This is a genomic window from Nonomuraea sp. NPDC048901, from assembly GCF_040649695.1.
Lineage (GTDB): Bacteria > Actinomycetota > Actinomycetes > Streptosporangiales > Streptosporangiaceae > Nonomuraea.
Map to the genome: position 1 here is coordinate 830,515 of NZ_JBEZFW010000003.1, position 15,140 is coordinate 845,654.

At 69.2% G+C, this 15,140-nt stretch carries 14 protein-coding genes; 8 read left to right on the top strand and 6 right to left on the bottom strand.

What is annotated here, in order from left to right:
* Window positions 1-14 precede the first annotated feature (14 nt).
* Genes AB0C30_RS13355 through AB0C30_RS13365 form a run of 3 tightly spaced genes read right to left on the bottom strand, consistent with a single transcriptional unit; the run spans window position 15 to window position 3,951 of the window.
* Window positions 15-983 carry an ABC transporter substrate-binding protein gene (locus tag AB0C30_RS13355; RefSeq protein WP_357942895.1) on the bottom strand — a complete coding sequence of 323 codons (969 nt, stop codon included), beginning with the start codon at window positions 981-983 and terminating at the stop codon, window positions 15-17.
* Window positions 980-2,893: an ABC transporter permease subunit gene (locus AB0C30_RS13360; RefSeq protein WP_357942897.1), complete on the bottom strand. Its 1,914-nt coding sequence runs from the start codon at window positions 2,891-2,893 to the stop codon at window positions 980-982. The genes AB0C30_RS13355 and AB0C30_RS13360 overlap by 4 nt, the downstream gene beginning before the upstream one ends.
* The gene (locus tag AB0C30_RS13365) at window positions 2,890-3,951 is read right to left on the bottom strand and encodes a glycine betaine/L-proline ABC transporter ATP-binding protein (protein WP_357942899.1); all 1,062 of its coding nucleotides are present in this window, start codon (window positions 3,949-3,951) and stop codon (window positions 2,890-2,892) included. The genes AB0C30_RS13360 and AB0C30_RS13365 overlap by 4 nt, the downstream gene beginning before the upstream one ends.
* A gap of 347 nt (window positions 3,952-4,298) precedes the next feature.
* On the opposite strand from AB0C30_RS13365, the gene AB0C30_RS13370 reads away from it, so the two are divergent.
* The 4 genes from AB0C30_RS13370 to AB0C30_RS13385 all read left to right on the top strand — a co-directional run bounded on the left by AB0C30_RS13370 (window position 4,299) and on the right by AB0C30_RS13385 (window position 8,145).
* The gene (locus AB0C30_RS13370; protein WP_357942901.1) at window positions 4,299-6,782 is read left to right on the top strand and encodes a nitrate- and nitrite sensing domain-containing protein; all 2,484 of its coding nucleotides are present in this window, start codon (window positions 4,299-4,301) and stop codon (window positions 6,780-6,782) included.
* A gap of 8 nt (window positions 6,783-6,790) precedes the next feature.
* Window positions 6,791-7,204 (top strand): roadblock/LC7 domain-containing protein, encoded by a 414-nt coding sequence (locus tag AB0C30_RS13375; protein WP_357943114.1) that lies wholly within the window; start codon window positions 6,791-6,793, stop codon window positions 7,202-7,204.
* Window positions 7,205-7,271: 67 nt separating this feature from the next.
* Window positions 7,272-7,586, top strand: a complete 315-nt coding sequence (locus AB0C30_RS13380) for a DUF742 domain-containing protein (protein ID WP_357647311.1) — start codon at window positions 7,272-7,274, stop codon at window positions 7,584-7,586.
* Window positions 7,567-8,145: an ATP/GTP-binding protein gene (locus AB0C30_RS13385; protein WP_357942903.1), complete on the top strand. Its 579-nt coding sequence runs from the start codon at window positions 7,567-7,569 to the stop codon at window positions 8,143-8,145. Before AB0C30_RS13380 ends, AB0C30_RS13385 begins: the two co-directional genes overlap by 20 nt.
* A 55-nt stretch (window positions 8,146-8,200) precedes the next feature.
* Here the strand turns inward: AB0C30_RS13385 and AB0C30_RS13390 are convergent, their stop codons facing one another.
* Both AB0C30_RS13390 and AB0C30_RS13395 read right to left on the bottom strand, forming a co-directional pair.
* The gene (locus AB0C30_RS13390) at window positions 8,201-9,193 is read right to left on the bottom strand and encodes an SIS domain-containing protein (protein WP_357942905.1); all 993 of its coding nucleotides are present in this window, start codon (window positions 9,191-9,193) and stop codon (window positions 8,201-8,203) included.
* A 40-nt stretch (window positions 9,194-9,233) separates the two neighbouring features.
* Complete coding sequence (locus tag AB0C30_RS13395) at window positions 9,234-10,394, bottom strand: hypothetical protein (RefSeq protein ID WP_357942907.1); 1,161 nt, start codon at window positions 10,392-10,394, stop codon at window positions 9,234-9,236.
* A 169-nt stretch (window positions 10,395-10,563) separates the two neighbouring features.
* On the opposite strand from AB0C30_RS13395, the gene AB0C30_RS13400 reads away from it, so the two are divergent.
* From AB0C30_RS13400 to AB0C30_RS13415, 4 genes are read left to right on the top strand one after another with little or no spacing between them, the layout of a single operon-like run.
* Window positions 10,564-11,682 (top strand): spermidine/putrescine ABC transporter substrate-binding protein, encoded by a 1,119-nt coding sequence (locus AB0C30_RS13400; protein WP_357942909.1) that lies wholly within the window; start codon window positions 10,564-10,566, stop codon window positions 11,680-11,682.
* 51 nt (window positions 11,683-11,733) lie between these two features.
* Window positions 11,734-12,573 (top strand): ABC transporter permease, encoded by an 840-nt coding sequence (locus AB0C30_RS13405; RefSeq protein WP_357942911.1) that lies wholly within the window; start codon window positions 11,734-11,736, stop codon window positions 12,571-12,573.
* Complete coding sequence (locus AB0C30_RS13410) at window positions 12,566-13,426, top strand: ABC transporter permease (RefSeq protein WP_357942913.1); 861 nt, start codon at window positions 12,566-12,568, stop codon at window positions 13,424-13,426. The genes AB0C30_RS13405 and AB0C30_RS13410 overlap by 8 nt, the downstream gene beginning before the upstream one ends.
* The gene (locus tag AB0C30_RS13415) at window positions 13,413-14,474 is read left to right on the top strand and encodes an ABC transporter ATP-binding protein (protein ID WP_357942915.1); all 1,062 of its coding nucleotides are present in this window, start codon (window positions 13,413-13,415) and stop codon (window positions 14,472-14,474) included. The genes AB0C30_RS13410 and AB0C30_RS13415 overlap by 14 nt, the downstream gene beginning before the upstream one ends.
* Window positions 14,475-14,494: 20 nt before the next feature.
* Here the strand turns inward: AB0C30_RS13415 and AB0C30_RS13420 are convergent, their stop codons facing one another.
* The gene (locus tag AB0C30_RS13420; RefSeq protein ID WP_225290491.1) at window positions 14,495-15,100 is read right to left on the bottom strand and encodes a TetR/AcrR family transcriptional regulator; all 606 of its coding nucleotides are present in this window, start codon (window positions 15,098-15,100) and stop codon (window positions 14,495-14,497) included.
* Window positions 15,101-15,140: the final 40 nt, after the last annotated feature.

The window sequence follows — 15,140 nt, forward strand, 5'->3', positions numbered from 1 at the left end:
AGGGGTTAAGACGGTTACTTGGGGATCCACGCCTGCCATTTGGCGGTGTTGGCCTCGACCCACTTCTTGGCGGCCTGCTCGCCGGTCATGCCCGCGTTGGTCATGTCGTTGGCGACGGCGTTCTGGTCCTCGTTGGTCCAGTTGAAGTTCTTGACCAGGTCGTAGGCCTTGCCACCGGTGTCGGCGAACTTCTTGCTCACGATCTTGTCGAGGTCCAGCTCCGCGTAGTCGCAGGCGACCTTCTTGGCGTCGGCGTCGCAGCCCTGGGTGTAGGCGGGCAGGTTGACGCGGACGAGATCGACCTTGTCGAAGAGCCAGTGCGGCGTCCAGAAGTAGAACAGCAGCGCCTTCTTCTGCTCCTGCGCCTGGGTCGCCGACTTGAGCAGGGCCGCCTCGCTGCCGCCCGTGACCACCTTGAAGTCCAGTTTGAGGTTCTTGACCAGGGCCTCGTCATTGGTGACGTAGCTGGGGTCGCCGTCGAGGAGCTGGCCTTTGCCGCCGGACTCCGACGTCTTGAACAGGCTGGCGTACTTGTTCAGGTTCTTCCAGTCGGTGATGTCCGGGTACTTGTCGGCCATCCACTTGGGCACGTACCAGCCGATGACGCCCTTGTTGCCGGTCGAACCGGCCGACAGGGCGACCTTCTTCTCCTCGATGAACTTCTGCGCCAGGTCCGGGTGACCCCAGTTCTCGATGATGACGTCCACGTCGCCGGTCTCGAAGCCCTCCCAGGCGAGCTGCTCCTTGATCTCCGGGAGCTGGACGTCGTAGTGGAGCTCGTTCTTCAGCAGGTACGCCACCACGTTGGCGCTGGCCTCGTAGCCCACCCACGGGTTGATCGCTATCTTGACGGTTCCGGCGCTCGAGGCGCTGCCCTGGGCCTTGGGCGCGGCGGAGCTGGACGGCTCTTCGACCTTGGCGCCGCCGCATCCCGCAGCCGCGAGCCCGAGCGCGAGAAGGCCTGCGAGCAGGCGAATCTTCATGTGGTTTTCCTTCTTTGGGGGGAAGGGCGCCTGTCGGCACCCTGCGTGATGCGGTCGAGCATGACCCCGAGCAGGACCGTCGCGATGCCGGCGACGAACCCCATCCCGAAGTCGGTCCGCTGGGAGAAGCCCACGACCACGTCGTAGCCGAGGGCGCCGGCCCCGACCAGGCCGCCCACGACGACCATGGCCAGCGTCATCACGATGCCCTGGTTGGCGGCCAGCAGGATCGCCCGGCGGGCCATCGGCAGCTGCACCTTCCACAGGAGCTGGCCCGAGGTGGACCCGGCGGCCGTGGCCGCCTCCACCACGGTCGCGGGCACCGCCCTGATGCCGTCCTCGACCAGGCGGACGACCGGGGGCACCGCGTAGATGACCGAGGCGAAGATCGCGGTGAACCTGGTCGTCTCGAACAGGGCGAGCGCGGGCAGCAGGTAGACGAAGGCCGGCATGGTCTGCGCGGCGTCGAGTATCGGGCGCTGCACGGCCGAGTATCGGGCCGACCGCGCGGCGGCCACGCCCAGCAGCAGGCCGATGACCAGGGTGACGAGCACCGCGACCGCGACGGTGGTGAGCGTCTGCATGGCGTGCTCCCAGATGCCGAGCAGCGCGATCGCCAGCAGGCAGCCGAGTGCCGTGAGTGCCGGTCGTACCCCGCTCACCCGCCAGGCCAGGAGCAGCGCGGCGGCGGCGATCAGCCACCACGGCGCCGAGGTGAGCAGGTCCTCCAGCGGGTTGAGCAGGAGATCGGTGGTGACGTCCTTGACGAACGTCGTGACGCCGTACCAGCTGGTCTCGGCCCAGTGCACCGCGTCGTTGACCTGGACGACGAAGTTGACCGTCCAGTCCTCGGGCCACTCGGCGGGCAGCAGCGGCGTCAGGGCCAGCCCGCCGGCGGCCAGCGCGGCGGCGACGATCAGCCGCACCCGGCCGATTCGGCTGTGTGGGTCTTTTCTGGCGAGTGCGACCAGCATGCGGTCCAGCACCACCGCCATGATGACGATGGCGATCCCGGCCGGGAGCATGATGCCGACCTGGGCGCGCGACAGGCCCCGGATGATGTCGCCGCCCAGGCCCGGCGCCGAGATGAGGTTCGCGATGACGACCATCGACAGCGCCATCATGATGGTCTGGTTGACCGCCAGCGCCATCGTCGACCTGGCCAGCGGCAGGTAGACCTTGAACAGCGTCTGGCGGCCCGTGGCGCCCAGCGAGGACGACGCCTCGACGGCGGTGGGGGAGACCTGCTCGATGGCCAGCGCGGTGATGCGGATGGCCGGCGGGATCGAGTAGATCATCGTCGCGATGGCGCCGGCGGGCGCGCCGATGTGGAAGAACAGCACCAGCGGCGCCAGGTAGGCGAACGTCGGCATGATCTGCATGACGTCGAGGACCGGAGTGATCGCCTGGCGCACCCGTGGCGAGAGTCCCGCCCAGACGCCCAGCGGGATCCCGATCGCCAGCGACAGCAGCACCGAGGCCGCGACCAGGGCCAGCGTGTCGACGCTGGACTGCCAGAGCCCGAGCACGCCGAACGAGCCGACTCCGGCGACCGCCGGCAGCGCGATCCGCCAGCCGCCCGCGAGCCAGGCCAGCGCGCCCATCACGCCGATGAGTCCGGGCCAGCCGAGCGCGTACAGCCCGGACTGGAAGGCCGTGTACACCGAGCCGACGAAGATCCGGATGTAGTTCAGGAAGTACAGGAACAGCGGGTTGGAGTTGCGGTGGTCGTCGATCCACTCGCGCAGGTCGGTGAGCGCGAGGAACTGCGGCGCCGACTTGTCGTGCGGGAGCGTTCCCGTGCCGCGGAAGAGGAGGTAGGCGACGGCGAACAGCACCGCGATCCCCGCCGGCAGCGCCCACCTGGGCACGCGCAGCCTGGAGGGAGTCGTGACGGCCGTGGTGCTCATGCGTTCGCCTGTACGGCGGTCGCCGGGTCCTGCCCCGCGAGGAAGGTGAGCATGTCCACCCGGTCCACGACTCCGGCCAGCTCGTCACCGTCGACGACCCGGATGGGCCGGGAGGAGGATGACATGGCGCCGATCGCGTCCTTGATGACCGTGTGCGCGGGCAGGACCGGGCCGTCGAGGGGCTCGCCGGGCTCGGGCGGGCGGCAGATCCAGCGAAGCGTGAGCACGTGGCTCCTGGGGATGTCGCGCACGAAGTCGGCCACGTAGTCGTCGGCCGGCGCGCCCACCAGCTCCTCCGGCGTGCCGAGCTGCACGATCGACCCGGCCCGCATGATCGCGATGCGTTCGCCCAGCTTCAGCGCCTCGGACAGGTCGTGGGTGATGAACACCATCGTCTTGCCGACCTCGCGGTGCAGGCGGATCACCTCGGCCTGCATGTCTCGGCGGATCAGCGGGTCGAGCGCGCTGAACGGCTCGTCGAAGAGCATCACCCGGGGGTCGACGGCGAGCGCGCGGGCCAGGCCGACCCGCTGCTGCATGCCGCCGGAGAGCTGGTCGGGGTAGGCGTCGGCGTGCCCGTCGAGGCCGACGAGGGAGAGGATCTCCCCGGCCCGCGCGTGCCGGGCGGCCTTGGCCAGGCCCTGGACCTCCAGGCCGTAGGCGACGTTGTCGATCACCCGCCGGTGGGGGAGCAGGCCGAAGTGCTGGAACACCATGCTGACCCGGTGGCGGCGGATCTCGCGTAAGCGGGCGGGGGCGGCGCGGCCGATGTCCTCGCCGTCGATCCTCACCTCGCCCGCGCTCGGCTCGATGAGCCTGGTGAGGCAGCGGACCAGGGTGGATTTACCGCTTCCTGAAAGGCCCATGACGACGAACACCTCGCCGGGCCGTACCTCGAAACTGACGTCTCTGACTGCGGCGGTGCAACCTGTCTTCTCTCTCAGTACGGCGGGTTCGAGATACCTGTCATCGCACTCCAGGACCCTTTCCGCCTTTGGGCCGAAGATCTTCCACAGCCCGTCGACTTCGATGGCCGCACTGTCGGGAGAAACCGCCACACTCGCCTCCTCGCTTTGACGGGCCTCAACCTATGTCGTGGATAACGCAAATCTCAACGCTGTGACCTTTAGGAGACATCTGCGCTTCTCCGGCGTTACAGCCCTGGAACGGTACAAACGCCCACAAGCGGACACTTGTTCAGTTATTGGAATATTTCTCGGCCAATGGTCGGCATAAATGGGGCTCCAGGTTCTCGCCTCATGTGCCACACAACTCAACTTTTGTGGCCTTATGTTCGCTTGGCCGAGCTGGTAGGTATGTGTTCCAATTACCGGCACTTGCTGATTTTCCCCAGGGGCCTCAGGCGCCCTTCATATACGCCGATTCGGGCGAGAGGTTGCGTTCGGTGAGTACTCAGTTGGGTGAACGGCAGGCGGACGAGGCAAACTGGCGTCTGCGCAACTGGCGTGTCCGGGCGCGGCTGGTCGCCCTCATCGTCATCCCGACCGCCGCCGCCGTCCTGCTCGGCGGTTTCCAGGTGTTCGCCTCGATAGGCGCCGCCGGTGACTACACCCGTACCAACCGGCTGGCGCAGCTGTCCCAGCAGGTCGGCGCGCTCACCCACCTGGTCGCCGGCGAGCGCGCCAGGACCTCGTGGTTCATCGCCAGGGGCCGGCCCGTGACGGGGCTGGCCGCCGTGCGCAACCAGATGGACCAGGTGGACGAGTCCACCAAGGAGGTACGGGCCAGCGCCGAGCAGTTGGTGGGCGACGTCACCGGCCGTACCGCCGACCAGATCGAGAACATGCTGAGCCGCCTGAACGACCTGGCCGGCCTGCGCGAGCAGGCGCTCGAAGCCGAGCTGCTGCCCGGTGCCTGCGTCGAGCTCTACACCACGGTGATCAATGAGCTGCTGTCGGTGCACAACGAGCTGATCAAGGGCAGCCAGGACGACGAGCTGTTCCGGCAGACCCGCATGCTCGACGCGCTGGCCCAGGCCAAGGAGAGCGTCTCGCTCCAGCAGGCGCTGGTCACCACCGGCCTGGTGGAGGGAAGTCTCGACCAGGAACAGCTCAAGCGCTTCCTCGGCGAGCTGTCGCGCGAGCGCAACGAGCGCAAGAGCTTCGGCGACGAGGCCACCGCCGAGGAGCGCCGCTTCTTCGACGAGACCGTCAACGGCAGGCCCGCCGACCGGATGCTGTTCCTGCGCGAGCTGGTGCTGATCCGGGCCACGGCCGGGCTGCCGCTGCGCGGGCTCGACCAGGCCAGCCGCGGCGACGACGCCAAGGAGTGGTACGACGCGGGCAACGTCGTCGTCGACTCCTTCCGCAAGGTCGAGCAGCGCCAGGCGGCCGGCATCCTGACCCGCAGCGAGGCGCTGGGCGCGGACGAGCGGCAGCGCGCCCTCGTCATCGCGGGCGCCGTGCTCGCGCTGCTCATCGCCGTCCTGCTGATCACCACCGGGGTGGCCAGATCGCTGGTCCGCCCGCTGCGCCGGCTGCGCGGCGAGGCGCTGGAGATCGCCGGCCGGCGGCTGCCGGAGTTCGTCCAGCACCTGCGCGAGTCGCGCGACGGCGCGCTCAACGCCGAGGTGCCGCCGATCGGCATCTTCTCCAAGGACGAGGTGGGCGAGGTCGCGCGGGCCTTCGACGAGGTGCACCGCGAGGCCGTACGACTGGCCGGCGACGAGGCACGGCTGCGCTCGAACGTCAACGCGATGTTCGTCAACCTGTCGCGGCGCAGCCAGACCCTGGTCGAGCGGCAGCTCACGCTGATCGAGCGGCTGGAGCGGGGCGAGCGCGACGACACCCGGCTCGGCGACCTGTTCCTGCTCGACCACCTGGCCACCCGCATGCGCCGCAACAGCGAGAACCTGCTGGTCCTGGCCGGCCAGGAGGCGGCGCGCAAGTGGAGCGAGGCCGTCGAGCTGATGGACGTCGTACGCGCGTCGCTCGGCGAGGTCGAGAGCTACGACCGGGTCAGCGTCCAGGTGCAGTCGGCGGCCGCCATCGCCGGCCAGGCGGTCAGTGACGTCGTGCATCTGCTCGCCGAGCTGGTCGAGAACGCGGTCTCGTTCTCCCCGCGCGACACCAAGGTCATCATCTCCAGCAGCCACATCGACGGCGGCGGGCTGATGGTCTCGGTCACCGACCACGGCATCGGCATGGGGCCGGAGGAGCTGGCCCAGGCCAACTGGCGGCTGGCCAACCCGCCGGTGGTCGACGTCTCGGTCTCCCGGCGGATGGGCCTGTTCGTGGTCGGCCGGCTCGCGCTGCGGCACAGCATCAGGGTGCAGCTGCGCCCCCAGGACACCGGCGGCCTGACCGCCATGGTGCTGATCCCCGAGATGCTGCTCACCGCGCTCCCCGGGCCCGTGGCGCCCCCGGAGCCGCCGCCGTTCGTCCAGGTGCCGATGCAGGCCACACCGGCGATGCCCGGCCTCGGCCACCCGTCGTACGACCCCGCGTTCGACCAGCCGCTCGATTCGGCGTCGTGGTTCAGCTCACAGCACACGCATTCGGTGGAGGTGCCGATGCCCGACCTGGCCGCCCCACCGGCGCGGGCTGACAACGAGTTCTACGACACCTTCGAGTCGAGCTGGTTCACCAAGGCGACACCGACGCCGGACCAGCGCGACCCCGCCTGGACCTCGCCGGCCGACACCGGATGGCAGGCGGCGGGAGCGATCGGCGAACCCGCCCAGAGCGGGACGACAACATCCGGACTGCCCAAGCGGACGCCGAAGGCCAACCTCGTGCCCGGCTCCGCCGCGCCCCCGCCGACGCCCGCGCAGGCGCCGCCGGTCTCGCCCGATCGGTTGCGCAGCAGGCTCGCCGGCTATCAGCAGGGCGTGCGCAAGGGCCGCGCAGAGTTAGAGGAGGACTCATGATGAAGAACCTGAGCCAGGCGGCCAGGGACCTGAACTGGCTGGTCAGCGGCTTCGTGGAGCAGGTGCCCGGCGTCGCGCACACGGTGGTGGTCTCCGCCGACGGGCTGCCGGTGGCCATCTCGCGGGGATTCCCCCAGGATCGCGCCGATCAGCTCGCGGCCATCGCGGCGGGGCTGATCAGCCTCACGCAGGGCGCCGCGCGCGTCTTCGAAGGCGGCGGAGTCACCCAGACCCTCATCGAGATGGACCGCGGGCTGCTCCTGGCCATGTCCATCAGTGACGGTTCGTGCCTGGCGGTGCTGGCCGCACCCGACTGTGACATGGGCCTGGTGGCCTACCAGATGACGATTCTGGTCGAGCGCGCGGGGCAAGTGCTCACGCCCGCCGTCCGCGCGGAACTCTCGGCCGCGCGTACCTGGTGATGGGAGCGGACTGTTGGCAGCGTGGGACGACCGCGGACCGGAGCCCGAGCGCAGCTCGTTGGTCCGGATGTACGCCGTCACGGGCGGCCGGACCGCCCCACGCGGTGGCCTGGCCATGGAGGCGCTCATCTCCTCGTCGACCTCGATGCGGCTCGGTATGGCCTACACCCGGGAGTACCGGGCGATCAGCGAGCTGTGCCGACAGGTCCGCTCGGTGGCCGAGGTGTCGGCTATGCTGCGGATCCCGCTCGGAGTGGCGCGGGTGCTGATCGCCGACATGGAGTCGGAAGGGCTGGTACGCGTCTACCAGCCGCAGCTCGAGGCGGGCATCCCTGACAAGGGCCTGCTCGAAAGGGTACTAAGTGGACTTCGCAGGCTCTAGCGGGCTCACCTCGACGAAGATCGTCGTCGCGGGTGGGTTCGGTGTGGGCAAGACCACCTTCGTCGGCGCGGTGTCGGAGATCATGCCGCTGACGACGGAGGCGGTGATGACGGACGCCTCGGCGGGCATCGACGACCTCGCGCACACACCGGGCAAGACGACCACCACCGTGGCCATGGACTTCGGGCGTGTGTCGCTCGACCGTGATCTGATCCTCTACCTGTTCGGTACGCCAGGACAGCACCGGTTCTGGTTCATGTGGGACGACCTCGTGCGGGGGGCGATCGGGGCCGTGGTCCTGGTGGACTCCCGGCGGCTGGCCGACAGCTTCCCCGCGATCGACTACTTCGAGAACGCCGGGTTGCCCTTCATCGTCGGGCTCAACGGGTGGGACGGGCGGTTCCCGCACGTGGAGAGCGAGGTCAGGGAGGCACTCACGCTCTCCCCGCACATCCCGATCGTGCGCACCGACGCGCGGGCCCGCGAGCCGGTCAAGAACACGCTCATCGCGCTGGTCGAGCACGCGCTGAACGCCAGCGCCGCGTCCGGCGCCCGCTGACGGCTTGTCTTAGGACGCTCTTTCAGGACGCCGCCCACCTCCCAGGACGCCGCCTTTAGGACACGGCCGACCACCAGTGGGCGGCCACCAGCTCCGCCACCAGCGTCTCCGTGAGCAGTGCCACGTCCGCGTCGCCGTCGTGCGCGTAGCGGATGGCGGCCGTGGCGTCCTTGAGATCCCCGCCGAGCAGATCGCCGCCGATGAGGTCGCCGCCGACCGTGACGACCGTCGAGCCGCGCTGCCGCACCCAGTCCATGGCCTGGTCCTCGTAGCCGGAGCCGCGGAAGAGCAGGGCGCGGTAGTCGAGGGTCTTGGTGAGGTAGACGTCCACATGGGCCCAGTCGCCCGTCTCGCAGGCGTCGGCCGGCCGGCGCGGACCCTCGCGGAACATCAGCGCCGACTGCTCCGCCGACGACAGGCGCTCCACGGGCGCGATGGTGTAGACGCCGTCCGGGCCGTCCAGCAGCTCCAGCGTCAGGGGCAGCCACTCCTCCCTGCGGTCGAGGAGGTCGGCCGACGCCTCGGCGCTGCGTCGTACGAGGTCGGCCAGGTCGCGCCCGTCGCCCGTGAGGTGCGCCTCCAGCGCGAGCAGGAGGGCGAGCGTGTGCTGGAACGTACGGCAGGACACGCCGCCCCGCTCCTCGCCCGCGTGCATGGGCACGACCAGGTCGGCCGCCTCGGCGAGGGCCGAGCCGGGATGGTTGGTGAGCGCCGCCACGAACGACGGGCCGCCCGCGTAGCGGGCCACCGCGTCGAGCGTCTCGCGGCTGGTACCCGTCGCCGAGATGGGCACCACGAGCGTCTCCGGGCTCGCGGGGTATGACGCGGCGGCCGAGGCGTAGTCGGCGTAGGCGTCGATGCCCGCGGCGCGCAGGCGGAGCGCGGCCACTCCGGCGGCGTAGCGGGAGCTGCCCATGCCGAGGAACAGCACCCGCCGGACACCGGCAGGCAGCCCCTCGTACAGGCCGCCGGCCGCCAGCTCGTCCGCGAGGGTGGCCAGGGCCGCGGGCTTGGCCTCCAGGTCGGCCAGGTAGAGCTCGGAATTCACGGGGTCTCCTCAGAAGTGTCTGCCTGGCACGGCTCGGGGTTCACGGGGTCTTCTCGGGATAGCGGGCGTGCAGCACACCCATCGGGGCGTAGCGCCAGCGGGGCAGGTGGCGGGCGGCGTAGACCAGCTCCCGGCACTCCTGCTCGATCTCGAACGGGCGCAGCAGCGACTCGTCCAGGAGGTCCGGCCGCCCGCGCTCGGCCAGGCGGCTCCGGTAGGCGGCCAGCAGGAGCTCGCGAGCCTCGCCGGCCCAGTCGAGCGCCTGACTCGGCGGGGTGCCGCGGCGCTTGATCACCACCTGGGCGACGTGCTCCAGGCTCGTGGCGAGCTGGGCGAGGTCCCTGGCCGCCGGCTGGTACGGCGCGGCCTCCATGACGGTGGGGTTGCCGTCGAAGTCGATCACGGCGTAACCGTCGCGCCACCGCAGGATCTGGCCGACGTGCAGATCGCCGTGGATGCGGATCAGCGGCGTGCTGATCGGCCTGGTCAGCGGGGCCAGCTCGGCTCTGAGGGCGTCGGCCCGGCCGGCCAGCCACGCGCCGTCCTCGCCGTCCGTCAGGGCAAGAGCCTCGGCCAGCGCCTGCTCGGCCCTTTCCGCCAGACGGGAAACAGCCAGACGGGAAACAGCCAGACCGGAAATGGGTGTAACGGTTGGCGGAGTGGTGACGATGGAAGGGGGTGGGAAAGTGGAGAGCGCCAGGTGGAGGTCGGCGGCCAGGCGGCCGAGGGCTTCCGCGAAGGCGGTGCGGCCGGCAGCGGCCTCGTCGGCGCACCACTCCCAACCGTCCCTGGCCTCCGGCAGGTAGCCCGTGACCAGCGCGAGCAGTGTCTCTCCCGCCCCGTCCACCCGGGTCAGAGCGGCGTACGGCGGAGCCGTGTCCCGGAACCCGGCCCCGGCCAGGTGGGCGAGCAGATCGGGAGCGGGATGCGGCAGCGCCGCCGGCGGCGTCAGCCACTTGACGACCACCCGATCGGCCACGACCACGGAATAGTTCGTCTGGTCGACATGCGCGCCGAAATCCCGTTCGACCGGCACCCCAGTGTCGAGATCCCCAGCCTCGTACGAGAGGCTGGGCAGCGCGGAGAAGCGGCGGACCGCGAACGGCGGCGGCACGTCATCCCCTCCCCCCAGCGCCGTCACGAGCGCGGCCGAGACGCCGCGGTCCCGTGATGTGAGGGGCTTCTCACCGAGAGAGAGCAACCGCCTCCAAATTGAATCCATGTTCAACAGGAATACCAAACATCCAGGTAACAGTGTCCGCAAAAGTCTTGCTCATGTTGATTTCTGCTGCAACACTCCTCGTCTGGTCTGCCGTGCCCGGTTGGTCGCGCGACCCCTCATCCACCGGAACCCTGAAGGAGTAGCGGCCGTGTTCCGTACCCGGTTCACCCGTCGTCTTCCGGCCGCCGTAGCGGTGGCCGGCCTCGCGCTCGCCGCCGCGGCGTGCGGCGGTGAGTCGACCAACGCAGGCGCGGCGCCGGCGGCGACTGCCGACCAGCTCAACCCGAACGCCGACCTGTCGAAGCAGTCGGTCAACGTGACGGTCTGGGACGGGTACACGCCCAAGGAGCTGCCGCAGAAGGTCAAGGACAAGCTCAAGTTCCCGCTGAAGATCGCGATCCACGACACCAACGAGACCGCGATGACCAAGCTGACCGCCGGTGGCGACAGCGGCATCGACGTGGCGTTCGTGTCCGGACAGTACGCCCAGGCGCTCAACGAGCAGGGCCTGCTGGAGCCGATCCACCCCGAGCTGATCCCGAACCTGTCGAACCTCTACCCCGAGGCGACCCAGCTGTCCTACGACAAGGGCAACAAGTACTCGGTGCCCTACACCTGGGGCACGACCGGCATCTGCTACCGCAGCGACCTGGTGAAGACGCCGCCGACGAGCTGGAAGGACCTCCTGCAGCCCCCGTCGTGGGCCGACAAGAAGGTCACCATGATGACCACCGAGCGCTGGCTGGCCCTGCCCGCCCTCAAGGCGCTCGGCTACTCGGTCAACACCGACAAGGACGCCGAGATCGCCAAGGCCAAGGAGCTCCTTGTCGCGGCCAAGCCGCACCTGCTCGGCTACGACGACACGACCTTCGGCGACAAGCTCAAGTCCGGCGAGGCGGTCATGGTCGAGGCGTGGGACGGCTGGTGCCCGACCACGGACGAGAAGCAGAACATCAAGTTCGTGGTGCCGAAGGAGGGCAGCGACCTCTGGGTGGACACCATGGTGATCATGAAGTCCTCCAAGAACAAGGAGGCGGCGCACGCCCTGATCAACTACATCCTCGACCCCGAGATCCACAGCTGGGCCGCCGTGAACATCAACTACAAGGTGCCCAACAAGGCCGCCATGGACAAGGTGGAGATCGCCAAGGGCTCCCTGCTGGACATCAAGCCGGCCGAGCTGCTCAACGGTGAGTCACTCATCGACCTGGGCCAGGCGGGCGTCAAGTACACGCGCCTGGCGACCGAGATCAAGGCGCAGTCGTAGTCGCGGGATGAAGTCAGAACACGAATGAAGTCAGAAGCTCAAGCCCGGCCGGTGTCTCCTTCCAGAGGACGCCGGCTGGGTGCGTTCGTTTTCCTGTCACCCGGCCTGACGTACCTGGTGGTGCTCCTGCTGGTGCCGCTGGTGCTCGTGCTGAGCTACACGCTCTTCCAGCGCGGCCGGTTCGGCGGTGTCGTCTACGAGGTCACCGGCGAGAACTTCAGCCGCCTGATCGACCCGCTCTACCTCAGCGTGGTGGGCGCCTCCCTGAAGATCGCGGGGCTCACGACGCTGCTCGCGCTGCTGCTCGGCTACCCCACGGCGTACTTGATCGCGCAGCTGCCGCGCAAGTGGAAGACGGTCGCGCTGGTCGCCGTCGTGCTGCCGTTCTGGACGAACTTCATCATCCGCGTCTACGCCTGGATCATCCTGCTCAACGGTCCCGGCCTGCTGAACTCGGGATTGAAGGCGCTCGGCCTGGGGCCGTACGAACTGCTCTACAACCAGGGCGCCATCGTCCTCGGGCTGCTCTACTCCTACCTGCCGCTGATGGTGCTGCCGCTCTACGCGGCGATCGAGCGGCTCGACCCGCAGTTGCGCGAGGCGTCGGCGAACCTGGGCGCGTCGGCGTTCAGCACCTTCCGCAAGGTGACGCTGCCGCTGACGGTGCCGGGCGTGCTGACCGGGTGCCTGTTCGTGTTCGTGCCCAGCTTCGGCAACTTCGTCATCCCCGAGATGCTCGGCGGCGGCAAGTCGGTCATGGTGGGCAACCTGATCCGCACCGAGTTCCTGCAGGCGCGCGACTGGCCCTTCGGCTCCGCGCTGACGCTGGCCCTCGTGGCGGTCCTGGTGGTGCTGCTGATCGCGCAGTCGTGGGTGGCCCGTCGTGCGTAGGTCGAAGTGGCTGCATGTCCCGTTCTGGGCGACGTACGTCTTCCTGTACGCGCCGATCATCGTGCTCGTCGTGATGTCGTTCAACTCCGGCAGGTCGGCCTACACCTACGAGGGCTTCAGCCTCAAGTGGTACGGCGAACTGGCCCAGGACGAGCGCATCAGGGACGGCGTGGTCAACACGCTCATCGTGGCCGCGGGCTCGACCGTCGTCGCGACCGTGCTCGGCACGCTGCTGGCCGTCGGCCTGGCCAGGTACACCCGGTCGAAGACGCTCGACGCGCTCGCCCTGATGCCGGCCGTCCTACCCGACCTGGTGCTGGCCATCGGGCTGCTGGTCTTCTACGGGATGATCCAGCTCACCCTGGGGCTCTACTCGGTGATCCTCGCGCACGGCGTCTTCTCGATGGCGTTCGTCGCCGCGGTGGTGCGTACCAGGCTGTCGAACGCCGACACCTCGCTGGAGGAGGCCTCGCGCGACCTCGGGGCGGGTCCGGTCGTCACGTTCATGAAGGTGACGCTGCCGCAGCTCACACCCGGCATCATCGCGGGCGCGCTGCTGGCCTTCACACTGTCGCTGGACGAGTTCGTCATCGCCTTCTTCACGATCGGCAACAACGAGCAGACGCTGCCGATCGTCATCTATTCGATGATCCGTTTCGGGGTGACCCCGAAGATCAACGCGCTGGCCGCGATCCTGCTCCTGGTGAGCTTCACCGCGGTGATCGTGGGCCAGCGGATGACCAAGATCGGGGAGAGGGAGCCGAACCGGACACCTGGAGGACCACGTGCGGACCTCAGGGTGCAAGGTGAGGCGGACTCGACCATGAGGAGTGTGTCACGTGCTGAAGATTGACGGGATCACCCGGCGGTTCGGTGACGTCACCGCGCTCGACGGGGTCTCCCTGGAGATCCGCCAGGGAGAGTTCTTCGCCCTGCTGGGCCCCTCGGGATGCGGCAAGACCACGCTGCTGCGCATCCTGGCCGGGTTCGAGACGCCCGACAGCGGCACGGTGACGCTGGACGGCGAGGACCTGCTCGGCAAGCAGCCGAACCGGCGGCCGATCAGCCTGATGTTCCAGTCGTACGCGCTGTTCCCGCACATGACCGTGGCCAAGAACGTGGCCTACGGCCTGGAGCGCGAGAAGCTGCCGCGCCAGGAGATCAAGCAGCGCGTCGGCGAGGTGCTGGAGACCGTCGGCCTGTCGGACCTCGGCGGTCGCAAGCCCGCCCAGCTGTCCGGCGGTCAGCGCCAGCGCGTCGCGCTCGCCCGCTCCATCGTCAAGCGCCCGCGCCTGCTCCTGCTCGACGAGCCGCTGTCCGCGCTGGACAAGAAGGTCCGCGCCGACATGCAGCTGGAGCTCAAGCGGCTGCAGCACGAGGTCGGCATCACCTTCGTGGTCGTCACCCACGACCAGGAGGAGGCCATGTCGCTCGCCGACCGCATCGCGGTCTTCGAGCGCGGTGGCGTGCGCCAGGTGGACCAGCCCGTCGAGCTCTACGAGCGGCCCCGCACCCCCTTCGTCGCCGACTTCGTCGGCGCCAACAACCTGTTCGAGGGTACGGCCGGCGGCGCCGAGGCCCTGCGGACCGACGACTTCGGCCTGCTGCCCGGCACCCCGCTGGAGGAGCTGGAGACCGGCGCCAAGGCACTCCTGGGCGTCCGCCCCGAGAAGATCGAGCTGCGCGAGGAGACGGCCGCGCACGGCCTCAAGGGGACCGTGCTCGACGTCAGCTTCTACGGCGGCGTCTCCCACGTCTCGGTCGACCTGCCCGGCCGCGTCAAGCCGGTCCTGGTGGCCGTGCAGGGCGCCAGCGCCGTGGAGCAGGGCGCCAAGGTCAAGCTGCACTGGCGGCACGACGAGGCCGTCATCATCCCGGCGGACCAGGGAACGGCTCAATGAGCGGCGGGCCGGCGAACGGCTCAGTGAGCGAGGCCGTGGCCCGTCGCCGTGCGCGCGTAGGAGAGGATCAGCTCGGCCGCCTCCTGCGGGCCTATCACCGGGTGCCGGGCGGTGATCCGGTAGCCGTAGGCGTCCTCCAGGGCCACCAGGTTGCGCGAGATCGTCAGCGAGTCGGAGCTCAGCGTGAAGACGCCCAGCGCGGCCCCCGTGTCCAGGATCGACTGGTACATCGACACCTGCCGGTCATAGAGGGACGTGAGCAGCACCCCGTAGACCCGGCTGCGCCCCGCCGCCCCGCCCAGCTCGTTGAGCAGCCGGACATCGGGGTCGAGCGGACCGGTCGGCAGCCCCGACCTGATCGTCATGACCAGCTTCTCCGCCGGGTCGGTGAGGGCCGCGAGCTGCCGCATCCGCTGCTCGTAGAATCGCTCCATCCCGGCGTGCTGCGCCTCGACCAGCAGCTCGCTGAGGTCGGGATAGTGATAGAGCACGGCGCCCGAGGTAAGCCCCGCCTCCTCGGCCACATGCGAGAGCTGGACGCGGTCGATGCCGTGACGGATGATGGCCCGCCGGGCCGCCTCGATCAGGTCGATGCGCCGGTCGCTGCGGCTCTTTCGCTGGGTCACACTCACCGCCTTGTTCGTCTGCCGTTCAGGAAGCCGTGAC

Coding starts and splice junctions, on each gene's coding strand:
- AB0C30_RS13380 (WP_357647311.1), top strand. CDS start 7,272: ATGTACGCCGTCACGGGCGGCCGGACCGCCCCACGCGGTGGCCTGGCC.
- AB0C30_RS13360 (WP_357942897.1), bottom strand. CDS start 2,893: ATGAGCACCACGGCCGTCACGACTCCCTCCAGGCTGCGCGTGCCCAGG.
- AB0C30_RS13355 (WP_357942895.1), bottom strand. CDS start 983: ATGAAGATTCGCCTGCTCGCAGGCCTTCTCGCGCTCGGGCTCGCGGCT.